A 15089-nucleotide genomic window follows, 5' to 3' on the forward strand; every position below is an offset into this window, starting at 1 on the left:
TCTCGGCTTACACGTCGTTGTGCTCCGCGTCACACCATGCACGATACGGACTTACTCGGACGCGTGGTCGCGGGTACCTCGGATTCGGGCGTCGACCTCGCGAACCATGTCCCGATAGATCTCCGACGCGGGATCGATGACAGCGAAGTGACCGCCCGGACCCTCGATCGAGGCGACCGAATCGGAACCGGCCGACGCCGCGGCGTAGTACGCTCGGCTGATCTCGAGCAGGTTGGGATCGTCGTCCAGTGCACTCACCACAAGATGCGGGACACCGAGCGGAAGCCTCGAGATCGGTGACGATGCCTCGTACGTCTCTTGTGCACCGGCGAATCGCGCACCGATTGCATTCGAGACCGCGCCCTCGCCGAGCCACCTCTCGTCCCCGACCCGCAGATCGAGTACCCCGGCCAGACTGACTGCGAGAGCGGGTGACATCGGCTTTCCTGCCGAGTCGGCCGCAAGTCGCAGCGCGAGTTGACCGCCGGCCGAGTGGCCGAAAAGAGCCGTTCGAGACAGATCCAGATCGCCGGGCGCAGTGTTCAGCGCAGCGAGGGCAGCGGCCACGTCCCCGGTCATCGTTTCCCAGCCGTGTTCGTCGGGTCGACGGTATTCGACGTTCCACGTCGCGTAACCGCGCTCCGTCAGGTCTACGGCCATTGCGTCCATCAGGTCGAACTCCCAGCGCGAACGCCAGTACCCACCGTGAATGAGCACGGCAACGGGAAAGGGGCCAGCACCTGCCGGCACGCGCAATTCGGCGCGCTGCTCCGGGTGATCCCCGTACGCCACGATCGTGCCGGGGTGGAAGCGGTGGAAATACACGCTGTCGATCGCGAATCGCAGACCGTCGAGTCCGCGGCCGCGAATGTGAGTGCGAATTCCATCGGATCGATCCGGTGCGCACTGCCCGAGGTCGACTCGAATGACACTGCTGTACGACGACGTGTCGACGGGAATTCTGTCGCCGGGAACGACGATCACCTCATCGGATCCGGTTGCAGCGTCGACGATTCCGCCGGACAGCCCGCGTGCGTCGAGAGCCCTGGCCACCAGTTCTTGCGCGGTGGCGAGATCGGCGAACACCCCAGGCGCGGCAATGATGTCGATGTGCTTCGAGACGTCGTTCATGGGTTTCACGCTACCCATCGGGCGTCGACCGAGCCCGAACTGCGAGTTCGGGCTCGGTCGAAGGACGCGAATCAGGCGTCGACGGCCTCGTTCAGCTCACGCAGCCGGGGCAGTGCGCGGTTGGTGAGCAGGTCCTCGCGGGTCTCGGCGGAGACAGCCATGCTGTCCTTCCACAGTGAGCGGCCTGCCATCGCTCCGCGGGCACCGTTGGCGACGGCGATGCGGACCTGCTCGATGAACGTCTCGTGATCGACACCCGCCGAGAGCACGGCCCACGGAACACCCTGTGCCGCTTCGGTCACCGCCGCGCAGTCCTCGGCCGAGCCGGGGTACGGCAGCTTGAGTACCTTGGCACCGCACTCGACCGAGATGCGTGTGGAGTCGGCGATGATCTTGCCGAAGCCGGCCTTGTAATCCTCGTCCGACTCGCCCTCGAGCTGGTAGGTCAGGATCTCGACGATCAGCAGCAGACCCTCGGCGGAGCAAGCCTTGACGAGGTCGCGGATCTCCTCGGCAACACGGGAATCGACGCCCTGCTGCTCGGGGCGCATGTAGAACAGCATCTTGGCGACATCTCCGCCGAGATCACGCACGACGCGCGGAGTGACACCGTCGACGAAGCGGGTGTAGCGCAGACCGTCGGTCTCCTCGAAGCCCGAGGCATCCATGCCGACCACCAACGCGGTGTTGCGCGAGAGCACACCGTCGTCGACGATCTTCGGCAGTGCTACCTCCGGGTCCAGCAGGATCGCAGGCGCGTGATTGCCGAGGTAACGAACCAGATCGGCCTTGGCCTCGGCGAGCTGCTCGACGGTGATCGAGCCCGGTCCGTCGGTGGCGTCCTTCATGACGGCTTTCATGCCATTGCGCTGATCTCCGGCGACGATGAGCATGTTGCCGTCTGCGGTGGAGATGGCAGCCATTCCGCGACGTTCGAGGGTGGTGAGTTCGTTCATCTTCTTCTCCTGGTGGGTGTTGGGGTCGAGCGCAGTCAAGACAACGTTGTCTCACTGCAGAAATGTGGGCTCAGATTTCTATGAGCGTCAGTAGGCGGGCAGCGAACAGTGCTGCACCGTAGGCGGTGTCCTGCGAGCGGGTCGAGACCGAAACGCCGGGCAGCACCTGAGCTCGTGCGTCTCGCACGCTGGCCATCCCGGCCCAGCCGCCGGTGAGCAATGTCGTCCTGGCGGGCGGCACCTCGGCGTCGAGTGCCTCGATGAGTCGAGCCACTTCGTCGTTGCCGTGCAACAGAATCGAACGGAACAGCTCCGCCGAATCGATCCCGTCGGTGCGGACCGTGATGGACAGAACGCCGTCGTCGTTGCGGGCACCCGCGATGTCGATACCGCCATCGGTGAACGGCCCACCTTCAGGCAGAGCGCACACTCGCTGATCCAGTAGATCGCGTCCGGCTCGATCGTTGATGTCGCACAGCTGCAACGCCCGTCGCATCAGCAAGCCGGTCTTGACTCCGGCAACGAGTACGTGTTGGCCCGGCACCACGTGACGTACCGAGTTGATGAGATGCTCGGCGAGTCTGCTCCGCGCGGCCGTGGTCAATGGAGCGTCGAGTACCCGCAGCAGAACCTCGGCGGTGCCCATCGACACGTGGTACCGGTCGTGAGGGATCGCTCCGCCGGACACTGCGGACACGAGATGGTCGTGACCGGCCACGGTCAATCGAGCGCCGGCGATCGTCTCGGGAAGACTTGCCGCGTCGGCAGTTCCGAGATCTGTTCCGGCGTCGACCAAGGGCGGCATGAAATCGGCTCCGACGCCCAAGTGCGCCAACATCTCCGACCACGGTTCGCCGCTGTCCTGATCGAGTAGTCCGGTGCGCGAACTCAGCGAGTAATCGGCCACGGCGCGGCCGCCGAGGGACAGGACGACGAACTCCGGCAGGTTGAACCAGCGAAGCCCGGTCAAGCTCAGTCCGTTGTCGCGCAGATGCGCGATCTTGACGACGGAGACCTGCACACCGACGGGAAGCCCGGTCTTGCCGGCGAACCGATCGCGCAATTCGGCCGGCAGGTTGTCGACCTGCTCCTGCCCGCGCGGATCGAACCAGGCGAAGGCCGGCGCGCGGACAACGTTGTCTTCATCGAGAAGGAAGCCCGTCTCGCCCATTCCGGACACCGCGATGGCGTCGATGCGGGCGGCCGGATCGCCGGTGACGTCGTGCAGCCGACGCGCGACGGCGTCGAGCAACTGCCCGATGGTGGCCAGCAAGTCCTCTGCGGCGAGGTCGGTGGTTCCGCCCGGGCCGTGCCGCCACGGTGTGGGACTCTGCTCGATGAGCAGTTCGGTGCCGGCATCGTCGGTGACGAGCACTTTGACGCCGGTGCTCCCGAGGTCCAGTCCCGCAACAAGTCTGGGGTTCACGGAGTTGGTCTCATTTCTGTACGGGTAGGGGGAGGGCGTGCGAGAGTCTTTCCACCAGCGTGGTGGGCGCGACCTGTTGCTCCGGTTCGAGATAAGGATCGTCGAACCGCTGCACCAGGCGATCGAACGCGAGGGTGCCGATGCGATACGGGTCTTGGTCTATGCAGGTCACCGACGGGCTGACGGCGTCGGCGAGCGAGAAGTTACCGAACGAGACCATCGCCACGTCGGTGCGGTCGATTGCGTGCAGCACCGACACCACGGCCGTGGCATGTCGCGCATTGGCGACGAAGAAGGCGGTCGGCGGATTGCGCAGTGCCAGTAACTTCTTGACGACGGGCCGCACCGAATCCGCGGCATGCGACACCGGAGGAGCGAGTGCGGCCTCGGGCTTCTGGCCGAGGTCCGCGAGCACGTCGAGATACGCCTGCCGGCGCAACTGGGCGGTCTGCAGTCGATCGTCGAAGCCGAGCAACGCAATTCGGGTGTGCCCGCTTGCTACCAACTTCTCGACGGCGCGCTTGGCAGCACCGTAATCGTCCACGATGACCGAATCGAATCCCGAGATCGAGCGGTCGATGGTCACCGTGGGCAACGTTCGACGCCGCGGCACGAGGAAATCGCTGTGATCGCCGACCGGCGCAAGGATGATCCCTCGCACATGTTGCCCGGCAAGCAGGGCCAGCTGATCCCGCTCGCGCTGAGCATCGAACCCGGTGCTGCCGACGATGACCGCAAGACCGTGTTCGAGCGCGCGATCCTCGACGGCACTGACCAGGGATGCGAAGAAGACGTCGTCGATGGAGTCGACGATGATGCCGATCGTGTTGCCGGACCCCGATTTCAGCGACCGAGCAGCAGAATTGGGAACGTAGTTGAGCGTCTGCACCGCGGCTTCGACGCGCTCACGCAACTCCGGCAAGACCGTATCCACGCCGTTGACGACGCGTGAGACGGTCTTGAAGCTGACGCCTGCCAATGCGGCGACGTCTTTGATGCTTGCGCGCTCGGTCACGTGAACTCTCGATCGGAGGAGTGTGCTCGCGGTATCAAGGGTGCGAGACAACGTTGTCTTGTATGATTCCCTCTATGACTCATGTCTGTCAAGACGTCTCCGTGATCGATCGCGAACGGCTGCCGGTTGTGATGGTTGCCGGTGCTGCGGGAAGTGGCAAGACGACTCTCGGTCGAGAGCTTGCCAGACGGTTCGGTACCGCACTGCTCGACTTGGACACACTCACCAATCCGCTTCTCGACGAACTGGATTCGTTGCTGGACGGCCCACACTGGAACAGTGCGGGACCGCACTCGGAACGCATCCGAGTCGGCCGATACGCCGTACTGCTCGCTGCTGCGCGGGACCTCGTGGAGATCGGTCAGCGCCCCGTTCTGGTCGCACCGTTCACCCGCGAATTGACTGCCGGCGCTGAGTGGGAACGATTGGTCTCGCACCTGGCCCCCGCTGCATCGTTGGTCGTGCACGTCGACGGGTCGCCGGAGCTGTTGGCGCGCAGGCGTGCTGCGCGTGGGGCGGAGCGTGATGCCCATCGGCCGGTGGATGCTCCGGCGGCCAAGCCGCTCGTTCCCCATTTGAGGGTCGATGCCGAACTCTCGACCCCACTGCAGGTCGATCTGGTTGCGCACGCTCTCGAGGATCAGTCGCAGCGGTGATCGGTTCCGGGCGTGCAGGATCGACGCTCGATCAGCTCGACGCCGAGGATGTTGCGGCGTTTGTAGCGCTTGCTCGGATTCTCGATCCGTCCCAGCAGACGCTCGATGGCCAACCGGCCGAGGCGAGCGGGATTCTGATCGATCACCGTCACCGGTGGCATCACTGCATCGGCAAGGGGAAAATCGCCGAATCCGACGAACGCCAGATGTAGCAGATTCATCTGCTGCAGAACAGGCACGCATGCCATCGCCACTCGCGCGTTGGACAGAAACAATGCGGTAGGCGGACTTTCGAGTGCAGTCAGGTCGGTCAGAGCCACCCGGGCATCCTCGCGGTCCAACACACCCAGAGCGACCAGAGTGTCGTCGAAGTCGATTCCGCGTGCCTGCAACGACTCCCGATACCCCTCGAGCCGGTTTCGGCTGGTCGGGATGCCGGCACTGTCGCCGATGACTGCGATTCGGGTGTGTCCCAGGTCGAGGAGGTGGTCGGTGGCCAACACCGCCCCGCCGTGATCGTCGTCGACGAAGCTGTCTGCCTTGAGTCCGTCGGGAGCCCGATCGACGAACACCGTGGGGGTCTTGTCGATCCAACGCTCCAGATAGGAGTGGTGTGCGCCGGTCGGCGCGATGATCAAGCCGCTCAGTTGTCTACGCAGCAGCGACTCCACCAGAGCCTGCTCCTGATCGCCGTCGTGACCGAGGCTGGTGACCAGAACGGCCATGTCGTCCTGTCGCGCTCGTTCCTCCACCGCGCGTGCAATGGAGGAGAAGAAAGGATCGTCGATATCAGGAACGGCGACTCCGATGGCTGCCGCCTGACCGTTGCGGAACGACGTGGCCATCGTATTGGGCACGTAGTTCAGCGAATTCAAGGCCTCGGTGACGCGGGCACGGGTATCGGGGTCGACGTGAGGGTCGTTGTTGTACACCCGTGAGACGGTCTTGGCGCTGACCTTGGCCAGCGCCGCGACGTCTTGCATGGTGGTCATGATCTACCCCCGTCTGCTCGTCATCGTCTCGTCATCGACTGGTGTAGCCGCCATCGACCGGCAGCGACACTCCGGTCACCATGGAAGCATCATCGCTCAGCAGGAAGGCAATCGGCGCGGCAATCTCGTCTTCGGTGGCCCACCGTCCCAGCGGCATCTGAGCCAGGAACGGCTCCTCGATCTCGGGGCGACCCCAGTAGAACGCAGACATCTCTGTCATCACGACCGTCGGGTTGACACCGTTGACTCGAATTCCGTGTCGGCCGAGCTCGAGTGCGGAGACGCGAGTGATGTTGTCCAGGGCCGCTTTCGAGGAGCCGTACGAGATGTGGCCGGTGAGGGCAACCAGGCTGGCCTGGCTCGAGACGTTGACGATGGCACCGGCACCCGCGGCGATCATGGCCGGGACGGTGTACTTGATGACCAACAGTGCGCCGCGCGCATTGATGGCGATGACCTTGTCGAAGATCGAGATGTCGGTGTCCTGAGGTGTGGCGATCTCGCCGCCGAATCCTGCGCAGTTCACCACGCCGTACAGCTCGAGACCCTCGACGGCCTCGCGGACGCTGTCCTCGGAGGTCAGATCGAAGGCCAGGGGCGTGGCGCCGGTCTCGTCGGCCAACTTGTTCAGCGCATCCACCGATTGGCCCGCCGCGACGACGTCGGCACCGTCGGCCACCAATCGCCGCACGGTCGCCGAGCCGATGCCTCCGCTGGCACCTGTCACCAAGATCTTCCGGCCGTCGAACTTCGCCATGGGGGTCTACCTTCACTGTCTCCGAATGGTCATGTCATCGATGTCATCGGCTCCGTAAAGCTCGTATATGTCATCGGTGTCATGGACGGTACCTCAGCCCGCTTGCGCGAGCGTCGAAAACGGCAAGATTGCGTATCGGCGCAGTTCAGAGACGGTACCTTTCGGTCCGATATCGGCTTCTCGCAGGCGTGCCACCGTGGGTGACGCCGGTGTCCATGTCACCGGTGACATGAATTTTCGCGAAACGCGTGACAACGCGAGTTGTGTGGGTCACACTCGTTAACACAGCGAGCCCCGTAGGGAGCTCGACCTGCTTCGCAGACCACGTCCTCGGACCGTACTGCGGGCGCCGGTGGGGGTGTCCATCCCGCACTCGAAGCTTTCTCGATTCGACCTAGGAGTATCCATGGCCAGCGTTGCACCTGTTGCGACACCGATCCTCGAAGCGAGGGGATTGTCGAGGAGTTTCGGAAACGTGCGCGCCCTCGACGATGCCGACTTCGACATCTACCCGGGTGAGGTCGTCGCCCTCATCGGGGACAACGGCGCAGGCAAGTCGACGATGGTCAAGGCGCTCTCGGGCAGCCTGGCCGTCGACACCGGCGAGATCCTGTTCGACGGCACCGCGGTCGATCTCGACAGTCCAACCGTCGCAGCAGAACTCGGCATCGAGACGGTGTTCCAGGATCTCGCTCTCGCGCCGCACCTCAACGCGCAGCAGAACATGTTTCTCGGACGCGAACTGCCGGCGAAAGGGCTGCTCGGCCATCTCGGTTTTCTCGACGTCTCCACGATGCGCAAGCAGTCGCAGGACGCGTTGAACGAACTCGGAGCCACCGTGCGTAGCCTGACCGTCCCGGTCGGAGCGATGTCGGGTGGGCAGCAACAAGCCATTGCCATCGCGCGAGCCGTCGCCTGGGCCAAGGGCGTCGTCTTTCTCGACGAGCCGACCGCAGCGCTCGGAGTGGTACAGACCCGCAACGTGCTCGACACCATTCGCCGCGTGGCGGACAGGGGAGTGGCCGTGGTGTTCATCAGCCACTCCATGCCGCACGTGATGGAAGTTGCCGACCGGGTTCAGGTGCTGCGAATGGGCAAGCGCGTGGCCACCCTCGACGCCAAGAACACGACCATGGAAGAACTCGTCGGCGCGATGACCGGCGCAACCACCGGAGCGACACGATGACGAACCAGACCATCAGCCCCTCCCTCGAGCCGATGCCGCCCGGAGACACACCGTCTCGACACTCCTTCGATCTCGTCGAAGCGCTCGGTAAGTTGGCCCGAGTTCAGGTGTTCCAGATCGTGCTCGTATTGGCTGCGATCTGCATCGTGTTCTCGATCATGGCTCCCGGCAGCTTCCCCGAGTGGGGCAACATCCGCCAGATCATCCAGAACGTATCCATCCTGGCCGTTCTCGGCATCGGCATGACCTTCGTGATTGTCACCAGCGGTATCGATCTCTCGGTCGGCTCCGTTCTCGTTTTCTCCGGCGTCGTCTCGGCCAAGACCATGGCCGCGATCGGCGGCGACGGATGGGGAGTTGCCGCTGTCGGAATTGTGGTGGCACTGGGGTGTGGCCTCTGCTGGGGATTGCTCAACGGTTTCCTTATCGGTAAGGCCAACGTGCCTCCGCTGATCGTGACTCTCGGGACCCTGGGTGGCGCTCTCGGGCTCTCACAGGTCATCACCGGAGGTGTCGACATCCGCGACGTGCCACCGGTTCTGGTCGATACCATCGGCTACGGCAACTTCCCGGCCACCACCATTCCCCTGATCTCGAGCATCGCTCTGGTATTGGTCGTCATCTTCGGAATCGTGCTGCATCGCACCAAGTTCGGCCTCTACACCTTTGCCGTCGGATCCAAGGAGCAGTCTGCTCGACGCGTCGGCATCAAGGTGGACATGCACCTGGTCAAGGTCTACGCACTCTCCGGTACTCTCGCCGGGCTCGCGGGCATTCTGTCTCTGTCCCAGTACGGCACCACCGCCATCGCCGGTCAATCGCAGACCAACCTCAATGTCATTGCGGCAGTGGTCATCGGTGGAACGAGCCTCTTCGGCGGCATCGGAACCATGTTCGGCACCGTCGTCGGACTCTTCATCCCAGCCGTGCTGCAGAACGGTTTCGTCATCGTCGGAGTCCAGCCGTTCTGGCAGCAGGTCGCGGTCGGTGCTGTCCTCATCGCAGCGGTCTACTTCGATCAGCGTCGACGCGACGCGGCGAGCCGAGGTCAATCGCCCAGCTCTCTCAAGAAACTCTGGTCCCGAAGTCCCTAGCTCCGGCCAGCTTCCAAACTCCCTCTATCGCAAACCCTTTACAAGAAAGTCGACCATGATCACATCACGCACCGCCGTCGTTGCATTGAGTGTCGCCTCGGTCTCCGCTATGTTCCTGGCGGGTTGTTCGTCCGACTCCGGAAGCGGTGGCGGCGGCGGCAACATCGCCTTCATCCAGGGCGTCAGCGGCGACGAGTTCTACATCAGCATGCAGTGCGGAATCGAAGCTGCGGCCAAGGATGCAGGCGTCACCGTCGACACCCAGGGCCCGGTGAAGTTCGATCCCACCTTGCAGAAGCCGATCGTGGATTCGGTTGTCGCATCACGCCCGTCGGCGATCCTCATCGCGCCCACCGACGTCGCCGCCATGCAGGCGCCCCTCGCGGCAGCCTCCAAAGCGGGCATCAAGGTCGTCCTCGTCGACACCACCCTGGAAGACCCGTCCATCGCGGTCTCCTCCATCTCGTCCGACAACAAGGGCGGTGGGGCAGAGGCGTTCAACGCGATCGAGCGTCTCAGCCCGGCCGGCGGCAAGGTGCTCGTCATCTCCACCGATCCCGGTGTATCCACCGCCGACGCCCGTGTGGAGGGCTTCGAGGAAGCCGTCGGTGCCAACCCTGCCTTCGACTACCTCGGCGTGCAGTACAGCCACAACGACCCGGCCGAAGCTGCTCGTCTCGTCTCGGCCGCCCTGGCCAAGGATCCCGACATCACCGGCATCTTCGCCGCAAACACGTTCGCAGCCGAGGGGACCGCGACCGGAGTTCGGCAGGCGGGCAAGCAGGATCAGGTAAAGATCATCGGCTTCGACGCAGGCCCCGCACAGGTGAAGCAGCTTCGTGAGGGAACAGTCCAGGCGCTGATCGCCCAGCAGCCCGACACCATCGGAACGGACGGCGTTGCGCAGGCCATGGCCGCCATCAACGACCAGCCGGTGACCGCCGAGATCTCGACCGGCTTCCACGTCATCACCGCCGACAACATCGACGGCGAGGGCGCGCAGTACGTCTACAAGTCGTCCTGCTGATCCCTGACGTGTGACCCCTTGAACTGCGGTGGTGCTCCTGGTGGCAGAACATGCCCGGGAGCGCCACCGCTCACCACGTTCATCCGACCCCGAGGACCTGTCATGATCGAGCTTCGTCGCACCACATCGAATGATCTGCCTGCGGGCGTCGCGAAGCCCGAGTACGACGCGGACGAACTGCACTGCGGTGTGGTGCATTTCGGGGTCGGTGCGTTTCACCGCGCGCACCAGGCCGTCTACTTCGATCGCCTGCTCTCCGCCGGTCATCTCGACTGGGCGCTGTGCGGAGTGGGAGTCCTGCCGGGAGACAGGCGAATCGGGGAGGTCCTCGACGCTCAGGATCATCTCTACACGGTCGTGACCGTGGACCCCGATGGCCGACGCGATGCGCAGGTTGTCGGTTCGGTCGCGGATTTTGTTTTCGCACCCGACGATCCGCAGGGGGTGCTCGACGTGCTCAGCTCACCCGCCACGATGATCGTGTCGCTGACCATCACCGAGGCCGGCTACGGCGTGAACGATGTGACCGGGGTGTTCGAGCCGACCGACCCCGCGGTGCTCGCCGACCTCGAGGACCTCTCCACGCCATCGAGTGTCTTCGGGTTCCTCACCGTTGCTCTCGCAACCCGTCGCTTCCATGGAATCCCGCCGTTCACCGTGATGTCCTGCGACAACATCGTCCACAACGGAACGGTCACTCGCACCGCGCTGACGTCCTTCGCGCGCCACCACGACAGCGATCTGGCCGACTGGATCGACGCCACAGCCGCCTTCCCCAATTCGATGGTCGACCGCATCACACCGGCCACGACGCCCACTGTCGTCGACGACCTGCGGCGTGACTTCGGCATCGACGACCGCTGGCCGGTCCAGTCGGAATCGTTCTCGCAGTGGGTACTCGAAGATTCCTTCTCGTTCGGGCGACCGCCCTTCGCCGACGTCGGCGTGCAACTCGTGACCGACGTCGCCCCCTACGAGCACATGAAGCTGCGTCTGCTCAACGGTTCTCATCAGGCCATGAGCTACCTCGGCATCCTCGCCGGTTACACCCATGTGCACGAGGTGATGGCCAGTCCTGACCTGCGCGAATTCGTCGCGTCGTACATGCGTGCCGAGGCTGCCCCGACGCTGGCGCCGGTACCGGGAATCGACCTGGATGAGTACACCGAGCAACTGCTGCAACGATTTTCGAGTCTGGCGGTTCGTGACACTCTCGAACGTCAGATCGTCGACGCATCTGCCCGCATCCCGAAATTCGTGCTGCCGGTGATCCGAGACCGACTTGCCGAGGACCGATCCGTCGATCATGCCGCTCTGGTCCTCGCCGCGTGGTGCGGAGTCCACGAGCGCGGGGACGTTCCGATGGTCGACGCCGATTCCGAACGCCTGCAACGGTTGTCGTGGGAAGACCACGACAACCCGGGAGCGTTTCTGACCAACCGGGCGGTGTTCGGGGATCTTGCGGGCAGCCCGAGACTACGAGGTGCGTATCAGCGAGCCAAGCGTTCGCTGCAGGACAGTGGTGCGCGTGGTGCTGTGCGCCGGGTGCTGGAGCAGTCGTCGGCTGGTCAGACCTTGTAGTAGACCACCTGGTGGCTGGTGGCCAGCAAACTCCCGCCCTCGGTCCACAATTCCGCAGTTTGGTCGAAGTAGCCCTGGTGGAAGCGGCGCGCTCGGGCCGTGCCGAGGATGTATCCGTCGGCGTGCTGCTCGAGATCCTCGGGCGTCGCGAAGTAGTGGGTCGTCAGGGAAATGGTGCCCGCCGGAACGTACGTGCCCAGCCGCTGGAAGATTCGCGGATAGAACACATCGCTGAGCGAGGTCAGGGCTGCGAAGTCCAGCGGCCGCGGCGGGGTGTCACGAATCCACAGCGTCTCTGTTGAGTCTGATGATTCCTGATCACTCAGTGCGCCTGCTACGAAACGCATCTCGTAGTTCTGAGCCCACGCGATGGCATCGGGAAACCCGCCCTGCTTCGTGTCGGCAGGGGAGCGAACGGTTGGGGCCGTTGCCTCGATGCTGTCCCAGGTGTCACGTCGCGCACCGAACACCGCTGTTGCGGTCGTGGCCACCGCACCGTTCTGCGTCAGTTCGAGATACCAGTGCTGGTTGCTGCGGTTGGTCCGCACCGGGCGGGCGGAAATCTCGAAATCACCCTCGGCAACCGGTCCGGCGAAATTCACAGTCAGTGAGACCGGCGTTCCCAGGCAATCCGGGTGCAGTTCGACGGCCCGGATGAACGTCGCCGCGGTGATACCCCCGAACGGGCCGACCATGTTGTTGTACGGCGGCGACGTCTTTCCGTTGTAGGTGCCGTCGCCGACCACGTCGAGCGCGACTGCCTCGTCGAACGGATGCATGGTTCTCCTACTGCCTCGGACGGTGTGTGCCATCCGATCGTAGTGTCGCCGGCATTCAGTCCAGGTCCTGGCCGCGCTTTTCCGGCATCCACACCATCGTCAGGAACGAGATCACAGCGGCCGCCGCGAGATAGTAGAAGAACCAGTCGGCGTGGCCCGCGTCGGACAATGCGTTGACCAGTAGGGGAGCGGTGCCGCCGAAGAGCGCAACGGTGAGGTTGTACCAAGCTCCGATACCGACACCTCGAAGCTCTGCCGGGAAGGCCTCGGCCAGAACGGCAGGGATGATGGCCGAGCACATCGCGAACAGCAGCAGGCCGACACAGAAGACGATCAGCAGTTTGACGAACGACGGCCCGATCAGCTTGGAGAGCGGGATGATCAGAATCGCGAACAGCGCCGCGTAGGTGAGCAACTGCGGCTTGCGGCCGATGCGGTCCGCGAGTGCGCCCATGGGGTACTGCAACGCGACGAACATCGCTGTCGCGATCGACAAGGCCACGAACACGTCGTTGGCGTCCGCTCCTCTTTGCTTGACGGCGTACGGAGTCATCGCGGAGAAGAACGTGTAGTAGGCGAGGGTTGCGAGGAGAACGAATCCCACGACCTGAAGAACAGCACGAGGATGGTGCTTCATGGTCATCCACAACGGGTTTCGCACAGCCTTCGCTTTCACGGCGTTGCGCTCCTGGTTGTCGGCTTCGGCCATACCGCGTCGCATCCAGAGCCCCACCACTCCCAGCAGTCCGCCGATGAGGAACGGCACGCGCCAGCCCCACGAGTTCAGCTGGGCGTCGTCGAGCGCGAAGGTGAGGTACGCGCCGAGCAGCGAGGCAAGGAGAATGGCTGTGCCGGTGGAGATGTAGTAGAAGGACGAGTAGCGGCCCCGTCTGTCGTTCGGGGCGATCTCGGCGAGGTAGGCGGATGCATTGGAGACTTCACCGCCCATCGACATGCCCTGCACGATCCGGGCCAGCAACAGCAGAATCGGAGCAAGCCAGCCTGCGACAGCGAAGGTAGGGAGCACAGCGATCGCGAACGATCCACCCGACATCATCGCGATCGTCAGGATCATTGCCTGGCGTCGCCCCTTCAGATCGGAGAAGCGTCCGATCAACAGTCCGCCGAGAGGCCGGAAAAAGAATGCCACCGAGTACGTGGCCAAGGTGCTCAATAGCGCCAGAGCAGGGTTGTCGCCGGAGAAGATCTGAGTGGCGAAGTAGATCGAGAACGTCGCGTATACAGTCCAGTCGTACCACTCCACCGCGTTGCCGATACTGACTGCTAGCAGTTGCTTCTTGGGCATCACGTGCCGAGTGGACGTCGATTCGGACTTCACTGACATGGCGATCTCCTCATCCCGTACCGACACTGGCAGCCTATGCGGCCGGTGCCGTCTGGGTGCGGAATCAGTACCGGCGTGTGGTCACGGGATGATGCGTTGTCTCCTCAGATCGGCGACTAATCCGGCGAACATCGCCTCGGTGTCGACGAAACGATGAAAGCCCATGCGGCGTGCCTTGGAACCGTCGGAGATGACGTCGTAGTCCCAGGAGAACACGAAATCGCCGAATCCCCAGAAAGATACATCGCGGTAGGGAGTGGGCTTCAGATCGTGCTCGGCAACGATCGAATTCCACAGCGACTCTTTGTCGGCCATCACGTCGGCCAACGACATCGGCAGTGGAGTGGCGGTACCCAGCCCGAAGAGGTCCGCGATGCGAGGCCACATATTGTTCCAGCGGAAGAGGTCTCCGTTGGTGATGTTGAACGCCTGGTTCGCGCAGTCGGGAGTGGTCGCGGCCCATACCGTCGCTTCGGCGAGCAGCGACGCATCGGTCATTTCCAACAGTGATCCGAAAGCACCGGGTTTGCCCGGGAATCGCATCGGTACGCCCAGTTTCTTGCACATGGTTGCGTACACAGCGATGACGGTGGCCAGGTTCATCGGATTTCCGAGCGCCACACCGCACACCACGGATGGCCGGATAGCCGACCAGGTCCACCTCTTGCCGACCTGACGGGTTTCGAGGAAGTGCTGTTGGTCGACGTTGAACTCGGGCGGCATGTGCGGTGGATCGGACTCGCGGGCAGGCGTTTTGAACGGGCCCAGATGCGCGCCGTACACCTTGTATCCCTGCATCAGGCTGACGTGTTCCAGGTTCGGAGAACTGTCCTCGATCGCCGTGACCACGTTGACGAGCATCTCCAGATTGGGAGGCACGAGCTCGGCCCACGTGGGGCGCTCCTGATACGCGGCGTAGAAGATGTGCGTGACGTCTGTCAGGTGCGAGAGCTGGCGTCGAGTCTCCTCACCATCGAGCAGATCCACGGCAATGTGCTGGACGCGTCCGCTGTCGATACCTCCGCGGCGTGATAGGCCGATGATGTCCCAATCTCCGCTTCGCTGCAGGTGGGCGACGAGATTTCCGCCGATCACTCCGTTGGCCCCCACGACTACTGCTCGCTGCATGAGCTACTCCTATCTG

14 protein-coding genes are annotated in these 15089 nt (G+C 63.7%); 5 read left to right on the forward strand and 9 right to left on the reverse strand.

Annotated features, from left to right (window positions below; translation table 11 throughout):
• Window positions 1–51: 51 nt before the first annotated feature.
• The 4 genes from ACQR3T_RS25405 to ACQR3T_RS25420 form a co-directional block, all read right to left on the reverse strand.
• The gene (locus tag ACQR3T_RS25405; RefSeq protein WP_428695339.1) at window positions 52–1131 is read right to left on the reverse strand and encodes an alpha/beta hydrolase; all 1080 of its coding nucleotides are present in this window, start codon (window positions 1129–1131) and stop codon (window positions 52–54) included.
• A gap of 71 nt (window positions 1132–1202) precedes the next feature.
• Window positions 1203–2126, reverse strand: a complete 924-nt coding sequence (locus ACQR3T_RS25410) for a hypothetical protein (protein WP_428695340.1) — start codon at window positions 2124–2126, stop codon at window positions 1203–1205.
• Window positions 2127–2157: 31 nt separating this feature from the next.
• Window positions 2158–3513, reverse strand: coding sequence for an FGGY-family carbohydrate kinase (locus tag ACQR3T_RS25415; RefSeq protein ID WP_428695341.1), 1356 nt, complete (start codon window positions 3511–3513; stop codon window positions 2158–2160).
• 10 nt (window positions 3514–3523) lie between these two features.
• Complete coding sequence (locus ACQR3T_RS25420; RefSeq protein ID WP_428695342.1) at window positions 3524–4528, reverse strand: LacI family DNA-binding transcriptional regulator; 1005 nt, start codon at window positions 4526–4528, stop codon at window positions 3524–3526.
• Window positions 4529–4602: 74 nt separating this feature from the next.
• Between ACQR3T_RS25420 and ACQR3T_RS25425 the strand changes: the two genes are divergently transcribed.
• Entirely contained in the window at window positions 4603–5184 is a 582-nt protein-coding gene (locus ACQR3T_RS25425; protein ID WP_428695343.1) for an AAA family ATPase, read from the forward strand.
• Here ACQR3T_RS25425 and ACQR3T_RS25430 read toward each other — a convergent pair.
• Together ACQR3T_RS25430 and ACQR3T_RS25435 are read right to left on the reverse strand one after the other, a co-directional pair.
• Complete coding sequence (locus ACQR3T_RS25430) at window positions 5169–6176, reverse strand: LacI family DNA-binding transcriptional regulator (RefSeq protein WP_032379702.1); 1008 nt, start codon at window positions 6174–6176, stop codon at window positions 5169–5171. The genes ACQR3T_RS25425 and ACQR3T_RS25430 overlap by 16 nt on opposite strands.
• A 31-nt stretch (window positions 6177–6207) precedes the next feature.
• Window positions 6208–6933 carry an SDR family oxidoreductase gene (locus ACQR3T_RS25435; RefSeq protein ID WP_032379701.1) on the reverse strand — a complete coding sequence of 242 codons (726 nt, stop codon included), beginning with the start codon at window positions 6931–6933 and terminating at the stop codon, window positions 6208–6210.
• A gap of 406 nt (window positions 6934–7339) precedes the next feature.
• On the opposite strand from ACQR3T_RS25435, the gene ACQR3T_RS25440 reads away from it, so the two are divergent.
• The 4 genes from ACQR3T_RS25440 (at window position 7340) to ACQR3T_RS25455 (ending at window position 11821) form a co-directional block, all read left to right on the forward strand.
• Window positions 7340–8119: an ATP-binding cassette domain-containing protein gene (locus tag ACQR3T_RS25440; protein ID WP_037148364.1), complete on the forward strand. Its 780-nt coding sequence runs from the start codon at window positions 7340–7342 to the stop codon at window positions 8117–8119.
• Window positions 8116–9213, forward strand: coding sequence for an ABC transporter permease (locus tag ACQR3T_RS25445; protein ID WP_428695344.1), 1098 nt, complete (start codon window positions 8116–8118; stop codon window positions 9211–9213). Before ACQR3T_RS25440 ends, ACQR3T_RS25445 begins: the two co-directional genes overlap by 4 nt.
• A 55-nt stretch (window positions 9214–9268) precedes the next feature.
• Window positions 9269–10240 (forward strand): ABC transporter substrate-binding protein, encoded by a 972-nt coding sequence (locus ACQR3T_RS25450; protein WP_428695345.1) that lies wholly within the window; start codon window positions 9269–9271, stop codon window positions 10238–10240.
• A 102-nt stretch (window positions 10241–10342) separates the two neighbouring features.
• Entirely contained in the window at window positions 10343–11821 is a 1479-nt protein-coding gene (locus ACQR3T_RS25455) for a mannitol dehydrogenase family protein (RefSeq protein ID WP_428695346.1), read from the forward strand.
• Here the strand turns inward: ACQR3T_RS25455 and ACQR3T_RS25460 are convergent.
• The 3 genes from ACQR3T_RS25460 to ACQR3T_RS25470 form a co-directional block, all read right to left on the reverse strand.
• Window positions 11809–12600 carry an acyl-CoA thioesterase gene (locus ACQR3T_RS25460; RefSeq protein WP_428695347.1) on the reverse strand — a complete coding sequence of 264 codons (792 nt, stop codon included), beginning with the start codon at window positions 12598–12600 and terminating at the stop codon, window positions 11809–11811. The two genes, ACQR3T_RS25455 and ACQR3T_RS25460, sit on opposite strands and share 13 nt — an antisense overlap.
• A 55-nt stretch (window positions 12601–12655) precedes the next feature.
• Window positions 12656–13945 (reverse strand): MFS transporter, encoded by a 1290-nt coding sequence (locus ACQR3T_RS25465; protein ID WP_032379814.1) that lies wholly within the window; start codon window positions 13943–13945, stop codon window positions 12656–12658.
• Window positions 13946–14026: 81 nt separating this feature from the next.
• Entirely contained in the window at window positions 14027–15073 is a 1047-nt protein-coding gene (locus ACQR3T_RS25470) for an SDR family oxidoreductase (protein ID WP_428695348.1), read from the reverse strand.
• Between the last annotated feature and the right edge of the window lie 16 nt (window positions 15074–15089).

Origin of the sequence: Rhodococcus sp. IEGM1428, assembly GCF_050321865.1 — a bacterium.
In the GTDB taxonomy this organism is placed as follows: domain Bacteria; phylum Actinomycetota; class Actinomycetes; order Mycobacteriales; family Mycobacteriaceae; genus Rhodococcoides.